The organism is Streptomyces sp. NPDC037242, assembly GCF_055604165.1.
The window spans coordinates 171,983-192,410 of record NZ_JBVJUY010000016.1 but is presented as its reverse complement, the minus strand read 5'-3'; the positions used below and the strand labels follow the sequence as shown (position 1 = coordinate 192,410).

Genomic DNA, 20,428 nt, shown 5'->3' with positions numbered 1-20,428 from the left:
TGTTGTCAGGATGCGAGTGGGGCGCACACACCAACCTAGTGGGTCGTGGTCCCCCCCCCCCCCCCCAAAAACCACCCCCCCCCCCCCCCCCCCCCCCCCCCCCCCCGGGATTTTGTCGTCCGGTCCGCGGACGCCGGGTCCGCCCGGTACATCCGGCGGGCGACCTCCGCGCGCAGGGCCGGCAGTGCCTCGTAGAGCCTGCCGCCCGGGCAGGCCGTCGCGTTGACGTCCCGGTGGCTCGCGATCACCGGGACCGTGAGCTCCTGCCCGGCCGGGTGCGGGTTGGTGCCGGCGCCGCCCGCGGAGGTGAGCCGGGTGGTGCCGGTGGGGTCGAGGCCGTACTGGGCGAGCTTCCAGGCGAGGAGGCCGGCGACGCCCTCCAGCATCGCCCGGGTGGGGCGGGGGTCCGGGCCCGTCTCCTCGCCGCCGGCGCTGTTGTCCGGTTCGAAGTTGCCGAGCAGGGCGACGGCGAAGGTGTCGGTGTTGAAGCCGGTCGCGTGGCCGCCGAGGACCGCGGGGACATCACCGCCGGGGTGCATCTCGACGGATCCCTTGCGGCCCTCCCAGACACCGCCGAACCGGTCCACGACGAAGTGGTAGGGGAAGTCCCCGTACCCGAGGTTCTCGATGTGGTGCACGTAGATCCCGTTGATGATGTGCGGCACCTGCTCCCGGGTGTAGCTGTTGTTGCCGGTCACCGTGTGGTGCACGAGCACGGCCCGGAGTGAACTCTGGAGCTTCAGCCCCGGGTCGGCCAGGGATTCGTCCGCGGCCCAGTCGGCGCGGGCCGCGATGGCGGGTTGGGAGACCTCCCCGACGCGGCGCGGCAGCGCGGGGGCGGCCGGTTCCGGGTCGATGAAGGCGAGCCGCAGGTCCGGCGGCAGCGGGCCGGCCGCCGAGGTGAACCGGAGCTCCACGCCGTCGGTTTCGCCGGTGCGGCCCGCGTAGAAGGCGGGCGCGCCCGCCCGGCTCGCCTCCTCTGCCACCCCCTCCTCCAGTTCGAGGGGGACGGTCCGCCACTCCCCCCACGTCCCGCCCCGGCGGAAGCGGGCCTCGGCGGTGAAGTCCGGGCCGGCGACTCCTGACGTCTTGCGCCAGCTCAGGCCGATGGAGGAGAACCGGTTGCCCGTCAGTTCCCCCGTGGAGAACGTGTGGCCACCGGTGTTGGCGAGCGCCGCGACCGGTGCGCCGGCGCCGTCGGTGAGCGCCGCGCCCCCGGGCGAGGCGTCTTCGAGGGCCGTGCGGCCGGGTTCGGCCGCACCGGCCCCCGTACTGTCGGCGCCCACCACCAGGGGCACCACCAGGCACAGCGTCCCGAGCGCGATTGCGGCCGTCCTGCTCCGAGTTCCCATGATCCGTTCAACGAGCGAGGGGCGTCCGGCGCATCGGGGGCCGGAGCCGACGCACCGTCACCAGCAGTGACGGATCAGTGACGTTCCGATCACAGTGTCTCGCCAGACTGGCCGCCAGCCGACAGTGAGAGGGGACCGGACGTGCCCGTCAGCCCCACCTTCCCGGGTGTGTACATCCACGAGGTCAAGAGCGCCGTGCACACCATCACCGGGGTGCCGACCTCGGTGACCGCGTTCGTCGGGGCGGCCGTGCGCGGGCCGACCGACCGGCCGGTGCACATCACGAGCTTCGCCGACTACCAGCGGCTGTTCGGCGGGGTCGTCCCGCGCAGCCCCCTCGGGTACGCCGTCTACCAGTACTACGCCAACGGCGGGAGCGAGGCCGAGATCGTCCGCCTCGTGCACACCGGGGACAGCGACGACACCAAGAACGCCAAAACCTCCACCATCGAGCTCGCCGGCTCGCGGACGGTCACGCTCCTCGCGCGCGGCCAGGGGCTGTGGGGCGACTCGCTGCACGTACGGGTCGACCACGACACCAGCGAGGTGCCGACGGCCGGCGGCACCCGGACCCAGTACAACCTCACGGTCCTCGACAAGGGCACCGGGACGCTGGAGCGCTACCTCAATGTGAGCTCCGATCCCGACCATGCGAATGCGCTGGACAAGGCGCTCAGTTCGTCCGCCCTGGTCTCCGTTCCCGCCACGAACCCGGTGCTCGACGTCGTCCCCACCGCGCACGAGGTGATCGCACCCACCGACGCGAGCCAGGACCCCTTCGACGACGCCAAGCCGAACCGCTACAAGAAGGCCTCGGGCGGAGCGGACGGAGCCGCGCCCGCGCTGGCGGACTACCAGGGCGGCGCGACCGGACAGGCCTCCAAGACGGGCCTCTACCAGCTCCTGAAGACCGACATCTTCAACCTCCTCTGCATGCCGGGGGCTCCGCAGTCCGCGCTGGCGCCCGCGGCGGCCCTGTGCGGGGACCGGCGGGCCGTCCTCATCGTCGATCCCCCCACGGGCTGGACGGGCATCGACGCCGCCGTCACCGGGATGGCCACTCCCCCGGTGACCGGCGACGCGGCGAAGAACGCAGTGGTCTACTTCCCGAACCTGCTCATCCCCGACCCGGCCGCCGGCGGGGTCCCCACGACGGTCCCGCCGTGCGGCACGGTGGCCGGCGTCATGGCCCGCACCGATGTGCAGCGCGGCGTGTGGAAGGCGCCCGCGGGCACCGACGCCTCGCTCGCCGGGGTGAGCGCGCCCACGGTGGCGATGACCGACCTGGAGAACGGGCGGCTCAACCAGCTCGGCGTGAACTGCCTGCGCTCCTTCCCCGTGCTCGGCCCCCTCGTCTGGGGCGCGCGGACGCTGCGGGGCGCGGACCGGCTGGCCGACGAGTGGAAGTACCTGCCGGTGCGGCGGCTCGCGCTGTTCGTCGAGGAGAGCCTCTACCGCGGCACGCAGTGGGTGGTCTTCGAGCCGAACGACGAACCGCTGTGGGCCTCCATCAGGCTCAACGTCGGCGCGTTCATGAACAGTCTCTTCCGGCAGGGGGCCCTGCAGGGCACGACGGCCCGGGAGGCGTACCTCGTCAAGTGCGACCGCGAGAACAACCCGCAGAACGACATCGACCGGGGCATCGTCAACATCGTCGTCGGCTTCGCGCCGCTCAAGCCGGCCGAGTTCGTGATCATCCACATCGAGCAGCTCGCCGGGCAGCTGCAGGTCTGAGGAGCGAGACGATGGCAACCACCGCGCGGGTCGACCCGCTCAAGAACTTCCGTTTCCGCGTGCGGTACAGCGACAGCACCGTGCCGTTCCTCGGGGTCCACAAGGTCTCCGGGATGAAGAGGACCGTCGAGGTGGTCAAGCACCGCGACGGAGGCGCCCCCTCCAACAGCGCCAAACTGCCGGGGCGGGTGGAGTTCGACCCGATCGTCCTCGAACGCGGGGTCACCGTGAACGGCCTCGAATTCGAGAAGTGGGCCAACAAGACCTGGAGTTATGCCAATTCGGCCGGCGGGCGGGAGACCTCCCTCAAGGACTTCCGCCGGGACCTCGTCATCGACGTCTACGACGAGACCGGCCAGAAGGTGCTCTCCTACCACGTGTTCAACTGCTGGGTCTCGGAGTACCAGCCCTTCTCGGACCTGGACGCGAACGCGAACGCGGTGCTCGTGCAGCACATCCGCCTGGAGAACGAGGGCTGGGTGCGCGACATCGCCCTGCCGCCCGCGGCCGAGGTCTCGTTCGACGACCCGGCGGTGTGACGGGTGCCGGTACTCACGCAGGCCCAGCTCCTGCAGGGGTGGGAAGGCGCCGCCGGGCAGGGACCGGTTGCGCGTGCCGTGGCCCTGGCGGCCGCGGCGGGCGGGCGGTCCTTCGCCGAGGCCGGCGAGTTGCCGCTCGGCGCGCGTGACGCGCTGCTCGTCGGGCTGCGGGCCGCGTGCTTCCGCGGCGACGTGGAGTGCCTGGCCGACTGCCCCGGCTGCGGGGAGGAGTTGGAAGTGGCCGTACCCCTCTCGGACCTGCGTCGTCCCGCCTTCGGGGCGGACGTGACCAGGGAGGGCGAGGTGTGCGCCGACGGCCGCCGTGTCCGGTTCCGGGCGCTGACGAGCCGGGACGTCCTGGCGGTGGCGCCGGGCGGCTCGGCCTCCCGCGACGCGCGGCGGCGGCTCGTCGTCCGGTGCGTGCTCGCGGTCGACGGGGAGCCCGTGGACGGCGAGGCGCTCGGCGAGGCGGCGGCCATGGCGGACTTGGGCGCGGCGGCCCTGGACCACCCCGGGTTGACGGACGAGGTGCTCGCCGCCGTCGCGGCCGCGCTGCCTTCCGTGGATCCGGGAGCGGACATCCGGCTCGACCTGACGTGCGCCGCGTGCGGGCACGCCTGGGCAGCACCGTTCGACGTCCCGGCGCACGTCTGGGCCGATGTCGACGCCTGCGCCCGGGGTCTGCTGGCCGACGTGCACGCGCTGGCCCGGGCGTACGGGTGGCGCGAGGAGGACATCCTCGCCCTCAGTGCTGCCCGGCGCCGCTACTACCTGGAGGCGATCGGGACATGAGGGACTTCGTCGACCGCGTCCTCGGCCTGCCCGATCCTTCGGCGGTCCGGCCCAGGATCCCTTCGTTCTTCGACCTTCCGCCGATGCTCGATCCCCCGCTGCCCGGCCTCGACGACGAGCACGAGGCCGCCGTGCGGCTGCCTCCGGCCGAGCACCCGGCGCCGCGACCGGGAGCAGGCGCGGACTCGGCGGGTGGCGGTGCGGGCCGGGCTCCGGCTCCGGCCGCGGTCCCCTACGTCCCCGCCCCGGCCGGCGAGGGCCCCGGGCGCGGAACCGGCCGGCCGGAGCACGGCTCGCCGCCCGATGCCCCCCGGCCCACCGGCCGCCGGACCGGAGCGGGCCCGAAGCGGGGACCCGGCGGCGAAGCGGTGGCCGCCCCGCCGCCGCGCGCCGCCGCACCGGAGAGGCCCGCCGAGTCCCGTCTCCCCGTCCCCGCGCCCGAGCAGCCGGTCCGCGCCGCGGCCGGGGCCGTCGCCCCGCCGCCGCGGGCGACCCTGGAGGCGCGGGCCGGCCTCGCGCAGCGGTCGCGCGGGCCCGCCGCCGCGCCCGCGCCGCAGGAGACCACCGTCCACATCACCATCGGCCGGCTGGAGATCCGCTCCGGCCCGCCGCGGGCCGCCGCCGCTGAACCCGCCACCACCCGCAGGCCGCCGCGCGAGCCCGCCGTACCGCTGGAGGACTACCTTCGGCGGCGCTCGGGCGGTGCGCGATGAGCGACGCACGGGCCATCGAGGCGGTCACCGAGACGCTGCGGGCACTGGTCGACGACGGCATCAAGACCGTCCTGCCGGGAGCCACGGCCGTGGTCCGCCCGCCGGACAAGGTCAACGCGACCGCGCAGGAGGCCCAGGTCAACCTGTTCCTCTACCAGACGGGGATGGCTCCGGAGCTGCGCAACGAGCCACCGCAGCAGGTGCTGCCCGGGGAGAGCGCGGAGCCGGCGCTGCCCCTCGTACTGCGCTACCTCCTCACGCCGTACGTGCCGGACCACAACGACCTCGTGGCCCACCGGCTGCTCGGCGGCGCCCTCCAGGCACTGCACACCCGGCCAGTGCTGACCCGGGGCGAGCTGGCCGAGACGGCGCCGTACAGCGATATCGCGCGGCAGATCGACAGCATCCGGATCACCTGGCACGCCTTCGAGGAGAAGGACATCTACTCGCTGTGGAGCGTCTTCCAGACGCCCTACCGGCTGACCACGGCCTTCGAGGTGCGGGCCGTCCTCATCGACTCCAGGCGTCCGGCGCGCACCCCGGTGCCGGTGCTCACCCGCGGTGCGGACGGCCGCGGTCCGCGGGCCGGCGCCGATGTCCGCTCGACGACGCCGCGGATCGAGGGCGTGCGCTACCCCGGCGACCAGAGCGCGGCGCGGGTCGGGGACTCCGTGGAGCTGTACGGAGCGAACCTGTCCGGGGTGAGCGCGGTCCGGCTCGCCCATCTGGCCTCCGCCCTCTCGGTCGACGTGCCGGTCCCCGCCGCGGCCGGCTCCGCGCAGAGCCTGGCGCTCACCCTCCCCGCGGGGCTGCCCGCGGGTATCTGCGCGGTGACGCTCATGTCCGGGTCCCCGCCGGCCGAACTCCCGGTCGGGCCCTGGTACCTCGCCCTCGCCCCGCGGATCACCAGTCCGATGCCCGCCACCGTCGCACGCGACGCGCAGGGCGACGCCGAGGTCCTCGTGCGCGCCGACCCGCCCTTCGCCACCGGGCAGCGGGTGTCCCTGCTGCTGGGCGGCGACGCGCACGCCGCCCGCGAAGTCACCGGGAACACCGCCCGGTTCACCGTCGAGCGGGCCCGCCCCGGCGACCACCTCATGCGGCTGCGCGTGGACGGCGTCGACAGCCTGCTCGTCCTCGACCGCGCCGTGAACCCGCCCGTGTACGACCCGACCCAGCTGCTGACGGTGACCTGATGCACGCGACCGACGGCGACAACGCGCGGTTCCTCACCGCTTCCCTGGACTGGCTGCGCCTGGTGCTGCGGCGGCACGCCGAGGACCGGCCCGGGCCCGAGCTCCCCGGCCGCCCCGGCCACCCCTCCCGCCCCGAACCGGCGCCCGCTCCCCCGCCCGTGGGGGCCGAGGGGCGACCGCCGCTGCCCTGGGGGCGCAGGCACCACGCGCCGCCGGCCCCGGCTGCGGCCCCGGCCCCGGTGGGCGCGCGGCCGGCCGTCGCCGCCCGTTCCGCGACCGACCGGCCCACGGCCGAGGAGGTCGCGGCGGCCGCCGCGCGGATCACCGAGGCGGAGGCGGCCGTGCCGCCGCCCCCGCTGGTCGCGCTCGCCCGGCAGCTGGGCCTGAGCCGGTTCGAGCGCGACGTCCTGCTCATGTGCCTGGCCGAGGAGCTGGCGCCGGCCATGGGGCCGCTGTTCGCGGCCGCGCACGGCAGCGAGGCGATGGCCTTCCCCACCTTCGGGCTGGCCCTCGCCGTGCTGCCCGAGCCGTCGTGGGAGGCGGTCTCGGCGCACGGCCCGCTGCGGTTCTGGCGGCTGGTCGAGATCAGCCATGCCGCGGGCTCGGCGCTCGTGACGAGTCCGGTCCGCGCCGACGAGCGGATCGTCGACCACGTCAAGGGACTCCAGCACCTCGACGAGCGGCTGTCCGTCCTCGTCACCCGGCTCCAGCCCGCGGCGCAAGCGGCGCTGCCCGCCTCCCAGCAGGCCGCCGTCGACCGGTGCGCGGCGGCCTGGGAACCCTCCCCGGCGCCCGTCGTCCACCTCGTCGGGGGTCAGCCGGGCAGCAAACGGCTGGTCGCGGCGCGCGCGGCGGCCTCCTTCGGGCTGACGGCCTACCGGCTGCCGGTGGCGCTGCTGCCCGAGCGGGCGGCGGACGCCGACCGGCTGGCCCGGCTGTGGGAGCGGGAGGCCGGACTGATGCCCGTAGCGCTGTACATCGACGCGGACGACGATGCGCACGGCGCGTACGACCCCTCGGCGCTGGGACGGTTCCTCGCCCGGGTGAACGCCCCCGTCTTCGTCAGCTCCCGCGACGCGGGCCAGGCCCTCGGGCGTACGGCCGTCGTCGTCGACGTCGCGCCGCCGACCTCCCGCGAGCGGGCCGCGGCCTGGCGCGAGGCGCTCGGCCCGGCGGCCGGCTCCGTCCATGTCGATCTGCTCGCCCGGCAGTTCGCGATGGACGTGCCCGCGATCGTGGAGGTGGCGGGGGCGAACGGGCCGGACCGGGTCTGGGAGGCGTGTCTGGCCCGTAGCCGGCCGCGGCTGGACGGCCTGGCCCAGCGGCTGCGCCCCGAGGTCGGCTGGGACGACATCGTCCTGCCGGAGCCGGCCGCGGCCCTGATGCGGCAGATCGCCGACCAGGTGGCGCGGCAGGAGACCGTCTACGACACGTGGGGTTTCGGCGAGCGGCTGACCCGCGGGCTCGGGGTGACGGCGCTGTTCACCGGACCGAGCGGGACGGGCAAGACGATGGCCGCCGAAGTGCTGGCCCGGGAGCTGGGCCTCGACCTGTACCGCACGGACCTGTCCGCCGTGATGAGCAAGTACATCGGCGAGACGGAGAAGAACCTGCGCCTGCTCTTCGACGCGGCGGAGGCGGGCGGCGCCGTGCTGTTCATGGACGAGGCGGAGTCGCTGCTCGGCAAGCGCAGCGAGGTGAAGGACGCCCACGACCGGTACGCGAACGTGCAGATCGACTATCTCCTCCAACGCATGGAGTCTTACCGGGGGTTGGCCATCATGGCGACCAACATGCGCTCGGAGCTCGATGCCGCCCTCGTCCGCCGGCTGCGGTTCGTCGTCGAGTTCCCGTTCCCGGACGTCGCGCAGCGCCGCGAGATCTGGCGCAAGGCGTTCCCGGAGCACGCGCCGGGACGCCACGAGCTGGACTACGACCGTCTCGCGCGGCTCGACGTCAGCGGGGCCATGGCCCGCAACATCGCGCTCAACTCCGCCTTCCTCGCCGCGGCGGACGGGGGCGGGATCACCATGCCGCTCGTGCTCCGGGCGGCCCGGGAGGAGTTCCGCAAGCTCCAGCAGCCGGTGCGGGAGCGGGACTTCGCCTGGTCGCGGCCCGTCGATCCGCACAGTGAGGTGCCGTCATGAGGGTGGAAGTGCACATCGAACGGCTGGTGGTGGACGGTGCGGACTTCGGGGAGCGGCTCCCGTCGCACCGGCTCTCGGCGCACGAGGAGGAGGCCTTCCGGGCCGCGCTCGGAGGCGAACTCGCCGCGCTGCTCGCGGCGCCCGGCGCGGCCCCGTCGTGGGCGCCGCGCGAGGCCCGGTCCCTCGTCGTGCCCCTGGCGCGGCCCGAGGGCTCCGGCGGAGCGGAGGCGATCGGCAGGTCGGTCGCCCGTTCGGTGCACTCCGTACTCGCGCCGGGCGCGGGCCGGGGGCGGGCATGACGGGGTTTCCCGGGGTACCCCGGGTGGTCCGCGGGGGCTTCGTGCTGCTGGACGCGGACACGGGCCGCCCGGTGCGGACGGTCCCCTTCCAGTTCAACCCCGACTCCCTGACCCGAACGGTCCAGCCGCAGGGCATCGGACCCGAGCCGGGGGACCGGCTGGAGGCGCAGCGGCTGAAGGGCCCGCCGCACGAGACGTACAAGTTCGAGGCCGAGTTCGACGCCACCGAGCAGCTCGACGATCCCGACGCGCACCCGGTGGAGGCGAACAGCGGGCTGTTCCCCGTCCTGGCCGCCCTGGAGAGCGGCTTCTACCCGAGCGTCGCGCAGCTCCTCGCCGAGGACCGGATGGCCGGCTTCGGCATGATCGAGGTGGCGCCGGTCGAGGCTCCGCTGACGGTGCTCGTCCTCGGGCGCAGCCGGGTCCTGCCGGTGCGGATCACGGAGTTCACGGTGGCCGAGGAGGCATTCGACTCGGCGCTGAACCCGATCCGGGCCAAGGTCTCCGTGGGCGCCCGGGTGTTGACGGTCGACGACCTCGGCTTCCGCCACAAGGGCGGGCTGCTCTACCTCCAGCACCACCAGGCCCGCGAGCGTTTCGCCGGCCAGGTCACCCGTACCCCGACCGACCTCGGCCTGACGAGTCTGTGAAGGAGTCGGCATGTTCTCCGCCACGAGTCGCTACCAGAACGTCCCGACCGCCGAGCTCACGCTCCCCGGCGGCCGGACCGTCACCTATGTGCGGCGCCGGTTGCCGCCGGACCCGGACACCCTGACCACGCTCACCACGCACGCCGTCGCCGCGGGCGAGCGCCTCGACCACATCGCCGCCCGGGAGCTCGGCGACCCCGAGCAGGCGTGGCGGATCGCCGACGCGCACCGGGTGCTGGCCCCCGAGTCGCTGACGGCGGTCCCGGGCCGGCGGCTGCGGATCACGCTGCCCGCCGGGATGCCGCAGGGCGCGAGCGTCCTCGACGCGGGCGGGGGTCTCGGTGGCTAGCGGCCTCCAACTGATGCTCCTGATGGGGCCGATGATCGCCGTCCCGGTGCCCGCCCCGCTGACCGACGCCCTCCAGTCGGTCCGGGTGACCACGTCCTCGGGGCAGGCGAGCGGCTTCCAGCTGACCTTCGCCGTGAGTGCCCGCTCGGTCATCCAGCAGTCGCTGCTGCCGCTGGGGTTCTTCGACCCCGGCATCCGCGTGGTCCTGGTCGCGGTCGTCACCGGCACCCCGACCGTGCTCGCGGACGGGGTCATCACCCAGCAGGAGCTGTCGCCGAGCGCGGAGCCGGGGGCCTCGGTGCTGACCATCACGGGTGAGGACCTGTCGGTGCTGATGGACATGCGGCACGAGCGGGAGTGCTTCCCCGGACTGCCGCACCAGGCCCGGGTCCTGGCGATCTGCGCCAGGTACGCCACGTACGGGATCGTCCCGGTCGCGGTGCCGCCCGTGCTCACCGACGTGCCGAACCCGCTGGTGCACATCCCGATCCAGGCGGGCACCGACCTGGAGTACCTCAAGGCCATGGCCTCCGAGGTCGGGTACGTCTTCTTCCTGGAGCCCGGGCCGGTCCCGGGGACCAGCCTCGCCTACTGGGGACCCGAGGTCCGTACCGGGCTCGTCCAGCCGGCGCTGACGCTCGGAGCGGGCGCCGCGGCCACCGCCGAGTCGCTGTCGTTCACGTACGACGGGCTCTCCCGCACCCAGTACACGGTGGCCATCACCGAGCCGACGAGCAAGGTGCAGATCACCCTGCCGGTCCCCGACATCAGCCTGCTGCACCCCCCGCTCGCGGCGCGCCCCGCGGTGACGCTCAAGGAGGAGCCGGTGCCCGACCTCAGCGACCGGTCGGTGGCCGAGGCGCTGCTGCTGGGTCTGAGCCGCAAGTCGACGTCGGCCGACGCGATCCGGGGGACCGGGAAGCTCGACGTGCTGCGCTACGGACACGTGCTGCGCGCCCGGCGGCTGGTGGGCGTGCGCGGCGCGGGCCTGGCGTACGACGGGCTGTACTACGTCTCCAGCGTCACCCACGACATCAGACGCGGCGAGTACAAGCAGAGCTTCACCCTCACCCGCGACGGCCTCGGCTCTCTGACCCCGGTGGTGATCCCGTGACGAAGGATGCAAGGAAGTACCACGGCCTGTACCAGGGGGTCGTGGTCTCCAACCTCGACCAACTGCGGTCCGGACGGCTCCTGGTGCGGGTCGCGGACGTCCTCGGCAACGACCCGTGCATCTGGGCGAGCCCGGCGACGCCGCTCGCCGGGCTGGCGAGCGGGATGTACATCGTCCCGCTGATCGGCTCGGGTGTCTGGGTGCAGTTCCTGGACGGCGACGCGGACCGGGCCGTGTGGACCGGGTTCTGGCGCGGCGGGGCCGGCGAGGTGCCGGCCGCGGCGCAGGCCGCGCCGGAGGGCGTACCGCAGGTCGTCATCGGGACGCCGGCCCAGAGCTGCCTGCTGATCTCCGACTTCGCCGGGCCCACGGGCGGCATCCTGTTGCAGCTCAAGGGCCCTGCGGGTCCGTACATCCGGCTCTACGAGGGCGGGATCGAGATCGGCGCCTCCGCCGCCGGACCGACGATCAAGGTGACGCAGGCCGGGATCGACCTCGGCAACGGCGCGCTCACCGTCCTGCCGGGGTGAGCGCGATGCCCGGAGTGATCGTCACGACCGCGACCGCGGTCACCTGCGGGCACCTCGCCAAGGTGCAGGACACCCCCGCCCAGACGCGGGTGCTGGCCGGCGGCGCGCCGCTGGCGACCGCCCTGGACCAGCTCGTCGTCACCGGCTGTCCGGGCGTGTCCGGTTCGCCGCCCTGTACGAAGGTGCTCTGGACGGGACTCGCGGCGCGGGTGCTGGCCGGGGGCCAGCCGGTACTGGTCCAGGAGATCCCGCCGGCCGGTCCGGTGCCCGGCTCGGGCGTGTGCGTCGGGCCGCCGCCGACGACTCCGTTGGTCGTCGCCGGCCAGCTCCGTGTGACGGCGGGGTGAGCGCCGTGGACATCGACTTCCCGTTCGGGATCGCCCGTACCGGGCGCACGCGGCTGACCGACCGCGAGGGCCATGTGCGCGACATGATCGAGCAGGTCCTCTTCACCAGTCCCGGCGAGCGGGTCAACCGGCCCGATTTCGGCTGCGGTCTGCTCGACCTGGTCTTCGAGCTGAACAGCCCCGATCTCGCGGCCGCCCTGCAAGTGACCGTCCAGGGGGCCCTGCACCGCTGGCTCGGCGACGTGATCGCGGTCCGCTCGCTCGACGTCGCGGCCGAGGACTCCACACTGCGGATCGAGATCGGCTACGTACTCCTGGCCACCGGCGCCGTCCGGACCGAGACCTTCGACAGCGGGGTGATCAGGTGAGCGGCGAGCGCGCCCTCTCGGCACGGGCACGGGACGCCCGCGCCGCCGGCCTGGGCGGGATCGAGGCCGTGACGGTGGACGGGAGCCGGACCCGGCTCGCCGTCACGCTGTTCGGTCCGGCGCCCGACGGGCTGGTGCCGGCCAACTTCCGGATCGACGGCGGGGTCGTGGCCCGGGACCTGCGGGTGGTCTCGGTCGACGCCGGTCCCGATGACGATCCGGACCCCGAGCTGCCCGGCCGGCTGCTGCTGGAGCTGGACCGTCCGGGCGACATCTCCGCGTACTGCCTCCGGCTGGTACGGACGGACCCGTTCGGGCGGCCGGGCACGGAGCCCCTGGCGGGGTTCGACCCGTTCTTCGCGTCCGTCGAGTTCACCTTCGGCCAGGACTGCCCGGCGCTGGTGGACTGCCGGCCCGAGCCGTGCGGGCCGCAGGTGTTCCCCGAGCCGGTCCTGGACTACCTCGCCAAGGACTACGCCAGCCTGCGCCGGGTGCTGCTGGAGCGGCTCGCGCTGACCATGCCGGAGTGGGGCGAGCGGCACGCCGCCGACCTGATGATCACGCTGGTCGAGCTCCTCGCGTACGCGGGCGACCAGTTGAGCTACGAGCAGGACGCCGTCGCCGCCGAGGCCTATCTGGACACCGCCCGGCTGCGGACGTCGGTACGCCGTCACGTGCGGCTCGTCGACTACCCGATGCACGACGGCTGCGCCGCGCGGGCGTTCGTGTGCCTGTCCGCGGACTCGAAGGTCACCCTCCCGGCCGGGACCTTCCGCTTCCGGGCCGGCGGGCAGGTCTTCGAGCCGGTGCGCGCGGAGCCCGTCACCGTCCGTCCGGCGCACGCCCGGATCCGGCTCTGGGCCTGGGGGGAGCCGGAGTTCTGCCTGCCGGCGGGGGCGACATCCGCGGCGCTGCGGGACGGGCAGGGCGAGCACCGGCTGCACCTCGAACCGGGGGACGTGGTCGTCTTCGAGGAGGTCCTCGGGGCGGCGACCGGGCTGCCGGCCGACGCCGACCGGGGCCACCGGCAGGCGGTACGGCTCACCGGGGTCCGGCGCCGTGTCGACGCGCTCTACGGGCAGCACCTGCTGGAGGTGGAGTGGGCCGAGGAGGACGCGTTGCGGTTCCCGCTGCGCGTCAGCGCCGTCGGCGGGCCCCGGTGCGCCCCGCTGGAGGTCGCCGTGGCACGGGGCAACGCCGTACTCGTCGAGCACGGCGCGAGCAGCACCTGGTGCGGGGCGGACCCGGAGCGGCTGACCTGGCCCGAGGACCCGGCGGGGGTCCCGGGGTGCCCGTGCCCGCCGGAGTTCGGGTGCGCCGGGACCGGCGGGCCGGCGGTGCTGCCCGCGTACCCGCCGCTCACGGACCGGTTCACGCCCCGGGTGCCGGGCGACGGCGGGGCGACGCCGGTCACCTGGACGGTGCCGTTCCCGCTGCCGGCGGACGTCGCGCGGGCCCAGGCCGGGCGGCTCGACGGCGTCGCCGGCCGCGCCCGGGAGCGGCTGCTGGCCCTGCTGCGCGCCGCCGAGGAGGGCAGGCGCCCCGACGAGAAGGCGCTCGCCTGGCTGACGACCGTCTTCGGCGCGGCCGCGCTGCGCCGGGTGCACCTGGCGGCCGACCCGGTCGCCGCGCTGCGGACCCTGGCGGCCCGCTTCGACGAGCTGCTGGCGCGCAAGCTCGCCCGGCTGGGCGAACTCGCCTGCCGGGCCCGGGCCGGATACGTACTGGCGGCCGGTGACGAGGGCTGGGAGATCGGGCAGACCTGGGGCGACGCCGAGGGCGGCGCGCTCGATCCGGGGCGCGCCGTCTTCCGCGGGCCTGCCGCCCGGGCCCTGGCGCCCGACCCCCGGGAGGCGCTGCCCGCCGTGGAGGTCGCCGCGGCCGGCGACGCGGCGGGTGCGTGGCTGCCCCGGCGGGACCTGCTCGACTGCGGTCCCGCCGACCGCGCCTTCGTGGGCGAGCTCGACGACGACGGCGGGCTCGGCCTGCGCTTCGGCGACGGCCGGGCAGGCGCCCTGCCCGCCCCCGGTGCCGCGCTGCGGCTGCGCTACCGGCTCGGGAACGGGGCGGTCGGCAACGTCGGGGCGGAGGCGGTCGACACCGTCGAGCTGTGCGGGGTGTCGGGGGTCTCGGTACGGGTGCGCAACCCGCTGCCCGCCACCGGCGGCGTCGACCCGGAGCCGCTCGCGCAGGTGCGCCGGCGGGCTCCCGGGCACGCGGCCCGACGGCTGCTCAGGGCCGTCACCGAGGCGGACTACGCGACGCTGGCCGGCGAGGTGCCCGGCGTACAGCGGGCCGGGGCCCGGCTGCGGTGGACCGGCTCCTGGTACGAGGCGCAGGTGGCGGTGGACGCGCTGGGCTGCGACGTGGCCCCCGACCGGCTGCTGGAGGAGGTACGGGAGCGGCTGTACCGGGTGCGGCGGATCGGGCACGAGGTGCGCGTCGGGCCGGCCCGGCAGGTGCCGCTGCGGCTCGCGCTGTGCGTGGAGGCCGAGCCGTCGGCGGTGGCCGGGCACGTACGCGCGGCCGTGGCGCGGGTGCTGGGCCACGGGGTGGGGGCCGACGGCGCGCCGGCGTTCTTCCACCCCGACGCGCTGACCTTCGGCACTCCGGTGCGGGTGAGCCGGATCGTCGCGGCGGTCGCGGGGCTGCCCGGTGTCCTGTCGGTGTCGGTGACCGCGCTGGAGCGGTTGTTCGAGCCGTCGCCGGATGCGCTGCGCGACGGGGTGCTGCTGCTGGGGCCGGACGAGATCGCGCGGCTCGACGCGGATCCGGCGCGGCCGGAGAACGGCGTACTGGAACTGCGGATCGGGGGCGGGCGATGAACGGGCACGGTGCGTGCGGGGGCGGCTTCGGCGGGGGCTGCGGGTGCGGGTGCGGGTGCGGGTGCGAAGGGGGGCTGCCGACGCCCGCGCCCACCTACAACCCGCCCGGCCTGTCGGCGCTGGAGTACCGCATCGGCACGCACGGCCGGTTCATGGCTTCGATGCTCGAACGGCTGGCGAGCCGCCCGGAGTTGGCCCGGCTGACCGCCCGTACGGCCGACGATCCGGCCGTCGCGCTGCTCGACTGCTGGGCGGTGGTCGCGGACATCCTGACCTTCTACGGGGAACGCCACGCGCAGGAGGGCTACTTGGCCACCGCCGTCGAGCCGGAGTCGCTGGTCCGGCTCGGGCGGCTCGTCGGCCACAGGCCGCGCCCCGCCCTGGGCTCCGGCGCGTACCTCGCCTACACCCTGGACCCGGGCGCGCGGGCCGTCGTACCGGCCGGGTCGCAGGCCAAGAGCGTGCCCGCGCAGGGCCAGCTCCCGCAGACCTTCGAGACGTCCGAGGACCTGCCGGCCGACGCCCGGTGGAACACCCTCACGGTACGGATGACCGCGCCGCCCCGGCTGGAGGCCCGGACGGCGGAGCGGCTGGAGCGCCTCACCTTCACCGGGCCCGCGCTGGGCATCAAACCCGGCGACCGGCTGCTGCTGCTGTTCGGCACGAGCCACGCACCGGCCGTCCGGGTCGCGGCGGCCGCCACCGCCGACTATCCGGCCGCGCTCACCGTCGTCGACCTCGTCCCGGTCTCCCCCGCCGACCCCGTCGAGGCGGCCCGGGAGGCGCTCGTGGCCGCCTCCGACGGCAGCCCGCCGGTACCGGCCGCGGCCGTGCTGCGGGCGGCCATCGCGGCGGCGCTCTTCCAGATCGCCCCCGACGGCGGTCCCGTGAGCCACGGCTACCGCCGGGTCGCCGAAGCCTCCCGGCTGCTCGCCGAGGGCGTCGCCTTCACCACCGCGCGGGCGAACGCGGCGACGGCCGGGTGGCTGGCCGACGAAGTCGCCGCCGCGGTACGGGCATTGCACACGGCCATGGTCGCCGTGGCTGCCGAGCGGCGCCGGAGCCTGCCCGAGGTCGAGTACCTGCGCGAGCTCGCGCACAGCCTGGCCTGCCCCGAACTGGGCGAGGACCGGGGCACGGCCACGGCCGCCGCCGCGGACCGGAACCGGGCCGCTGACCGGGACGGCTGCGGCTCCCCCGACTGCGACCGGGCGACGGCCCTCGTCGCCACCGCGGCCGTGCTCCCCGCGCTGCGCCGCACCCCGCCCCGGCCCCCGGCGGCGGGCCGCGATCTGGCCACCGGGCTGTGCGAGCTGTGGGACCCGTCCTCCGACTCCGTACCCGGGCTGCTCGCCGCGGCCGACCCCCGGCTCGCCGGCGGGGTGCACCAGGCCTGGGCCACACAGCGGATCGCCCCGCCCCGGCAGACCGCGGGCGTCCAGGTGCTCCGGGTCAAGGCGCGGCCGCTGGACCCCGCGGTCGACCCGCAGCACGGGACGCCGCCCGAGGGCACCGAGTACCTGTACCTGGAGGGCCACCACGACGGTGTGCTGCCGGGCACCCGGGTGGTCGCCGAGCAGGCGCGCGCGACGAAGCCCCCTCATGTGGTGGGGGTCGTCGACGCCGCCCAGCTGCGGGTGCGGTTCCCCACCCCGGCCGGGGCACCGGCGGTCTTCGTGCCCGTCACCCGGCTCACCGTGGACGGCCCCTGGCACGCCGAGGACGACCGCGCCGTCCCGTACGGGGACATCACGGTGTGGGGGGCCGGCGAGGACCTCGCCCTCGCAGAGGACCCGGTCACGGACGACGTCGAGGGCGACCGGATCGAGCTCGCGCAGGTCTGCCCCGGGCTGCTGCCCGGCCGTCGGCTGGTCGTCTCCGGCGAGCGCACCGACGTTCCGGGCACCACGGGCGTCCTTGGCAGCGAGCCGGCCATGGTCGCCGCGGTCCGCCAGGGCGTCGGCTCGGACACGGGCGGGGACACCGTGCACACGACGCTCCTCCTCGCGGCGCCGCTCACCTACACCTACCGCCGCGACACGGTGACCATCCACGGCAACGTCGTTCCCGCCACGCAGGGCGAGACCCGCTCGGAGGTGCTTGGCAGCGGGGACGCCGCCCGGCCCGGGCAGTCCTTCGCGCTGCGCCAGGTCACGGCGGCCGCGCCGCTGACGTACCTGCCGGCCGACACCCCCGGCGGCGCCGAACCCGTACTGACCGTACGGGTGGACGCCGTCCGCCGGCACCGGGCCGAGGACCTCTCGCTGCTCGGGCCGGCGGACCAGGCGTACGTACTCGAAGAGGCCGCGGGCACGGCCTCGGTCTCCTTCGGCGACGGCGTGCACGGGTCCCGGCTCCCGACCGGGGTGGAGAACGTCACCGCCGTCTACCGGGTCGGCGCGGGCCCGGACGGCAATCTGCCGCCCGGCCGGATCACCCAGGCCGTCAGCAGGCCGCTCGGGGTGAGCGCGGTGACCAATCCGCTCGCCGCCACGGGCGGCGCGGCCGCCGACGGGCCGCGCGACACCCGCGCCGGGGTCCCGCTGCGCACCCGCGCCCTGGACCGGCTGCTGTCCGTACGGGACTACGCCGACTTCGCGCGCGGCCGCGCCGGGATCGGCCGGGCCGCGGCCGCCCGGCTGTTCGACGGCCGGCGCGAGATCGTCCACGTCACGGTCGCCGGCGCCGGCGACGTGCCGCTGTCCGTCGGGGATCCGCTGATGGGGAGCCTGTCCGCCGCGCTCAGCGATTTCGGGGACCCGCACGTCCCGGTCCGCGTCGACGTGCGCGAGCTGGTGCTGCTGGTGCTGTCGGCGGGGCTGAAGGTGCTGCCGGACCACTCCTTCGAGACCGTGGAGCCGGCGGTGCGGTCCGCCGTGCTCGGCGTACTGGGCTTCGCGGCGCGCGACCTCGCCGAGCCGGCCCGCCTGAGCCGGGTACTGGCCGCGATGCAGGCGGTTCCGGGAGTGGACCACGTCGATGTGGACGTGTTCACCGGGATCACCGCGGCCGCCGATCCGCTGGCCCTCGTCGACCTGGTCTCGGACCTGCGGGGCGCCGCGCGCACGGTGGAGGCGCTCCCGGCGCGCGCCGAACCGCTGGTGCACGTCGTCGGCTACGACCCGACCGGCACCACCGACACGCTGTCCTCGATCGCCGTGCGGTACGGCGTACGGGTGGCGGAGCTCGTCGCCCTCAACCCGGGCCTGCGCTCCCCGGTGTTGGCGCGGGGCCGGCGCCTCGTCGTCGCCACGGCCGTCCGCCCGGCCCAACTCGCCGTCATGACCCCCGACCTGCCCGAGACGCTGATCCTGCGGAGGCTGCCGTGACCACCGGTGCGGAGCGGACCCTGTACGAGCTGCTGCCGGCGCTCCACCGCCGCCGCGACGCCGAGGAGGGGCTGCCGCTGCGGGCGCTGCTGGCGGTCGTGGAGGAACAGCGCGCCCTCGTACGGGAGTCGGTGCGCCGGCAGTACGCCGACTGGTTCGTGGAGACCTGCCAGGACTGGCTCCTGCCCTACATCGGCGCCCTGGTCGGGTACGAGGCACTGCCCGGCTACGAGGAGGCGCTGGCCCGCGGGGGCGAGGAGGCGGCGCGGCTGGCCGCCGTGGTCGCACCCCGGCGGGACGTGGCCCGTACCCTCGCGAACCGGCGCCGCAAGGGCACCCTCGCCGCCTTGGAGGACCTGGCGCGCGATGTCGCCGACTGGCCGGCGCGGGCGGTGGAGTTCCGTACGACGCTCGGCCACGACCAGCCCGTACGGCGGTATTCGGCGTATCCGCGGGACATCGAGGACCGCCTGCGCCTCGGAGCCCTGGCCGATCTGCGCCGGGGGGAGGAACTCGACCTGACCGACGGGCCGTTCGACCGGCTGTCCCACACGGCCGACGTACGGCGGATCGAGTCGGCGCACAGCTCCGGGCACGAAGGCGTCGCGGGCGTGGGGCTGTTCGTGTGGCGGCTCGGCGCGTATCCGCTGACCCGGGCGCCCGCGTACTGCGTCGACCGCGACCGCAGCCACTACACCTTCAGCATCCTCGGCAACGACACCCCTCTGGTGACCCGGCCCGTGCGCGAGCCGGCGCCGACGCACATCGCGGACGAGACGAACGTGCCCGCCTTCATCCGGCGCCGCGCGTTCGAGGAGCGCACGGCCCACTACTACGGGCCGGGCAAGAGCCTGTGCATCTGGACCGACGGGGACGAGCCCGTGCCGCTGTCGGCGATCGTCGCGGCGGACCTCTCCGACTGGGGCCAGGCTCCGCGGCGCGGGCAGGTCGCCGTGGACCCGGTCCTCGGCCGGATCGCCTTCCCGGCCCGCTCGGCTCCCGACTCGGGGGTTCGGGTGAGCTACCAGTACGCCTTCTCGGCGCCCATGGGCGGCGGGGAGTACCCGGTGGCCGTCGCGCCCGCGGGACCGGACGCGGCCCTCTACCGGGTGGGGCCCGGGCAGGAGTTCGAGCGGCTGATGGACGCGGTCTCGCGCTGGTACGAGGAGAAGCACGCCCACCCGGCGCGCCGCGAGGCGGTGATCGAACTGGTGGGTTCGGTGGCGTTCCAGGAGCAGATCGAGATCCGGCTCGACCACGGCGACCGGCTCACCGTCCGGGCGGCGCCCGGCAGCCGCCCGGTGCTGCGGCTGCTCGACTGGTACGCCAACCGCCCCGACGCGCTGCGATTCATCGGCACCGGCCGGGGCCGGGGTCCACTGCCCTCGGTGCGGCTCGCCGGGCTGCTGGTGACCGGCCGGAGCGTACGCGTGCAGGGGCCGGTCGGCCGGGTGGAGATCAGCCACTGCACGCTCGTGCCCGGCTGGTCGCTCGGCGAGGACTGCTACTGCGAGCACCCCGGGGAGCCGAGCCTCGAACTCGTCCGGACCCCCGCCTGTCTGGAGGTCCGCCACAGCATCACCGGGGCGGTCGTGGTGGAGGCGGACGAGGCGTGCACCGGCCCGAACCGGATCTTCCTCTCCGACTCGGTCCTCGACGCCACCTCGGCGGAGCTGCCCGCGCTCGGCGGTCCCGACGACGGGTGCGCGTACGCCGAACTGTCCGCGCGGCGCACGACGGTGATCGGCTCGGTGCGCACCCACGAGGTCGGGCTCGTGGAGAACTGCCTGCTGGACGGCCCGGTGCACGTCTCGGTGCGCCAGCGCGGCTGCATCCGGTTCAGTTACCTGCCGCCCGGCTCGCGGACGCCCGCGCCGTTCCACTGCGAGCCGGCCACCTCGGGGGACCCGGCCCGCGTCGTACCCCGGTTCACCAGCACGGCGTACGGGACGCCCGGTTACGGGCAGCTGTCCGCGGCGTGTGCGCGGGAGATCCGGCGGGGGGCCGAGGACGGGTCCGAACTCGGCGCGTTCCACGACCTGTTCCAGCCCCAGCGCGAGGACGGGCTGCGCGGGCGGCTGGCGGAGTACACCCCGGCCGGCGCGTCGAGCGGCGTCCTGTTCGTCACCTGACACCGCGTCACC

The 20,428-nt window shown here is 75.3% G+C and carries 17 protein-coding genes; 16 read left to right on the top strand and 1 reads right to left on the bottom strand.

Annotated elements, in window-relative coordinates:
* Window positions 1–35 precede the first annotated feature (35 nt).
* Window positions 36–1,352 (bottom strand): N-acetylmuramoyl-L-alanine amidase, encoded by a 1,317-nt coding sequence (locus ACZ7GJ_RS20880; protein WP_470753628.1) that lies wholly within the window; start codon window positions 1,350–1,352, stop codon window positions 36–38.
* 141 nt (window positions 1,353–1,493) lie between these two features.
* Here ACZ7GJ_RS20880 and ACZ7GJ_RS20875 point away from each other — a divergent pair, with 141 nt between their 5' ends.
* The 16 genes from ACZ7GJ_RS20875 to ACZ7GJ_RS20800 are packed head-to-tail and all read left to right on the top strand — an operon-like array spanning window position 1,494 to window position 20,416.
* Window positions 1,494–3,086 (top strand): phage tail sheath family protein, encoded by a 1,593-nt coding sequence (locus ACZ7GJ_RS20875; protein WP_470753626.1) that lies wholly within the window; start codon window positions 1,494–1,496, stop codon window positions 3,084–3,086.
* Between the two features lie 11 nt (window positions 3,087–3,097).
* Window positions 3,098–3,625: a phage tail protein gene (locus ACZ7GJ_RS20870; protein ID WP_470753624.1), complete on the top strand. Its 528-nt coding sequence runs from the start codon at window positions 3,098–3,100 to the stop codon at window positions 3,623–3,625.
* 3 nt (window positions 3,626–3,628) lie between these two features.
* Complete coding sequence (locus tag ACZ7GJ_RS20865; RefSeq protein WP_470753621.1) at window positions 3,629–4,417, top strand: T4 family baseplate hub assembly chaperone; 789 nt, start codon at window positions 3,629–3,631, stop codon at window positions 4,415–4,417.
* Entirely contained in the window at window positions 4,414–5,130 is a 717-nt protein-coding gene (locus ACZ7GJ_RS20860; RefSeq protein WP_470753619.1) for a hypothetical protein, read from the top strand. Before ACZ7GJ_RS20865 ends, ACZ7GJ_RS20860 begins: the two co-directional genes overlap by 4 nt.
* Complete coding sequence (locus ACZ7GJ_RS20855) at window positions 5,127–6,326, top strand: Pvc16 family protein (RefSeq protein ID WP_470753617.1); 1,200 nt, start codon at window positions 5,127–5,129, stop codon at window positions 6,324–6,326. The genes ACZ7GJ_RS20860 and ACZ7GJ_RS20855 overlap by 4 nt, the downstream gene beginning before the upstream one ends.
* Window positions 6,326–8,473 carry an ATP-binding protein gene (locus ACZ7GJ_RS20850; RefSeq protein WP_470753614.1) on the top strand — a complete coding sequence of 716 codons (2,148 nt, stop codon included), beginning with the start codon at window positions 6,326–6,328 and terminating at the stop codon, window positions 8,471–8,473. Before ACZ7GJ_RS20855 ends, ACZ7GJ_RS20850 begins: the two co-directional genes overlap by 1 nt.
* Window positions 8,470–8,772, top strand: a complete 303-nt coding sequence (locus tag ACZ7GJ_RS20845) for a hypothetical protein (protein ID WP_470753613.1) — start codon at window positions 8,470–8,472, stop codon at window positions 8,770–8,772. The genes ACZ7GJ_RS20850 and ACZ7GJ_RS20845 overlap by 4 nt, the downstream gene beginning before the upstream one ends.
* Entirely contained in the window at window positions 8,769–9,422 is a 654-nt protein-coding gene (locus ACZ7GJ_RS20840) for a hypothetical protein (protein WP_470753611.1), read from the top strand. Before ACZ7GJ_RS20845 ends, ACZ7GJ_RS20840 begins: the two co-directional genes overlap by 4 nt.
* A gap of 10 nt (window positions 9,423–9,432) precedes the next feature.
* Window positions 9,433–9,771 carry a hypothetical protein gene (locus ACZ7GJ_RS20835; RefSeq protein ID WP_470753608.1) on the top strand — a complete coding sequence of 113 codons (339 nt, stop codon included), beginning with the start codon at window positions 9,433–9,435 and terminating at the stop codon, window positions 9,769–9,771.
* Window positions 9,764–10,885: a hypothetical protein gene (locus tag ACZ7GJ_RS20830; protein ID WP_470753607.1), complete on the top strand. Its 1,122-nt coding sequence runs from the start codon at window positions 9,764–9,766 to the stop codon at window positions 10,883–10,885. The genes ACZ7GJ_RS20835 and ACZ7GJ_RS20830 overlap by 8 nt, the downstream gene beginning before the upstream one ends.
* Window positions 10,882–11,415, top strand: coding sequence for a phage baseplate assembly protein V (locus ACZ7GJ_RS20825; protein WP_470753605.1), 534 nt, complete (start codon window positions 10,882–10,884; stop codon window positions 11,413–11,415). Before ACZ7GJ_RS20830 ends, ACZ7GJ_RS20825 begins: the two co-directional genes overlap by 4 nt.
* Before the next feature lie 5 nt (window positions 11,416–11,420).
* Window positions 11,421–11,762 (top strand): hypothetical protein, encoded by a 342-nt coding sequence (locus ACZ7GJ_RS20820; protein ID WP_470753602.1) that lies wholly within the window; start codon window positions 11,421–11,423, stop codon window positions 11,760–11,762.
* A 5-nt stretch (window positions 11,763–11,767) separates the two neighbouring features.
* Window positions 11,768–12,130: a GPW/gp25 family protein gene (locus ACZ7GJ_RS20815; RefSeq protein ID WP_470753600.1), complete on the top strand. Its 363-nt coding sequence runs from the start codon at window positions 11,768–11,770 to the stop codon at window positions 12,128–12,130.
* Complete coding sequence (locus tag ACZ7GJ_RS20810; RefSeq protein ID WP_470753599.1) at window positions 12,127–14,955, top strand: putative baseplate assembly protein; 2,829 nt, start codon at window positions 12,127–12,129, stop codon at window positions 14,953–14,955. Before ACZ7GJ_RS20815 ends, ACZ7GJ_RS20810 begins: the two co-directional genes overlap by 4 nt.
* Entirely contained in the window at window positions 14,952–18,284 is a 3,333-nt protein-coding gene (locus tag ACZ7GJ_RS20805) for a putative baseplate assembly protein (protein WP_470753597.1), read from the top strand. Before ACZ7GJ_RS20810 ends, ACZ7GJ_RS20805 begins: the two co-directional genes overlap by 4 nt.
* Window positions 18,281–20,416 carry a hypothetical protein gene (locus tag ACZ7GJ_RS20800; protein ID WP_470753596.1) on the top strand — a complete coding sequence of 712 codons (2,136 nt, stop codon included), beginning with the start codon at window positions 18,281–18,283 and terminating at the stop codon, window positions 20,414–20,416. Before ACZ7GJ_RS20805 ends, ACZ7GJ_RS20800 begins: the two co-directional genes overlap by 4 nt.
* Window positions 20,417–20,428: the final 12 nt, after the last annotated feature.

Bases quoted from the DNA above. Each gene is read 5' to 3' on its own strand.
- ACZ7GJ_RS20880 (WP_470753628.1), bottom strand. From the start codon at position 1,352: ATGGGAACTCGGAGCAGGACGGCCGCAATCGCGCTCGGGACGCTGTGC.
- ACZ7GJ_RS20870 (WP_470753624.1), top strand. From the start codon at position 3,098: ATGGCAACCACCGCGCGGGTCGACCCGCTCAAGAACTTCCGTTTCCGC.
- ACZ7GJ_RS20860 (WP_470753619.1), top strand. From the start codon at position 4,414: ATGAGGGACTTCGTCGACCGCGTCCTCGGCCTGCCCGATCCTTCGGCG.
- ACZ7GJ_RS20855 (WP_470753617.1), top strand. From the start codon at position 5,127: ATGAGCGACGCACGGGCCATCGAGGCGGTCACCGAGACGCTGCGGGCA.
- ACZ7GJ_RS20850 (WP_470753614.1), top strand. From the start codon at position 6,326: ATGCACGCGACCGACGGCGACAACGCGCGGTTCCTCACCGCTTCCCTG.
- ACZ7GJ_RS20845 (WP_470753613.1), top strand. From the start codon at position 8,470: ATGAGGGTGGAAGTGCACATCGAACGGCTGGTGGTGGACGGTGCGGAC.
- ACZ7GJ_RS20840 (WP_470753611.1), top strand. From the start codon at position 8,769: ATGACGGGGTTTCCCGGGGTACCCCGGGTGGTCCGCGGGGGCTTCGTG.
- ACZ7GJ_RS20835 (WP_470753608.1), top strand. From the start codon at position 9,433: ATGTTCTCCGCCACGAGTCGCTACCAGAACGTCCCGACCGCCGAGCTC.
- ACZ7GJ_RS20820 (WP_470753602.1), top strand. From the start codon at position 11,421: ATGCCCGGAGTGATCGTCACGACCGCGACCGCGGTCACCTGCGGGCAC.
- ACZ7GJ_RS20805 (WP_470753597.1), top strand. From the start codon at position 14,952: ATGAACGGGCACGGTGCGTGCGGGGGCGGCTTCGGCGGGGGCTGCGGG.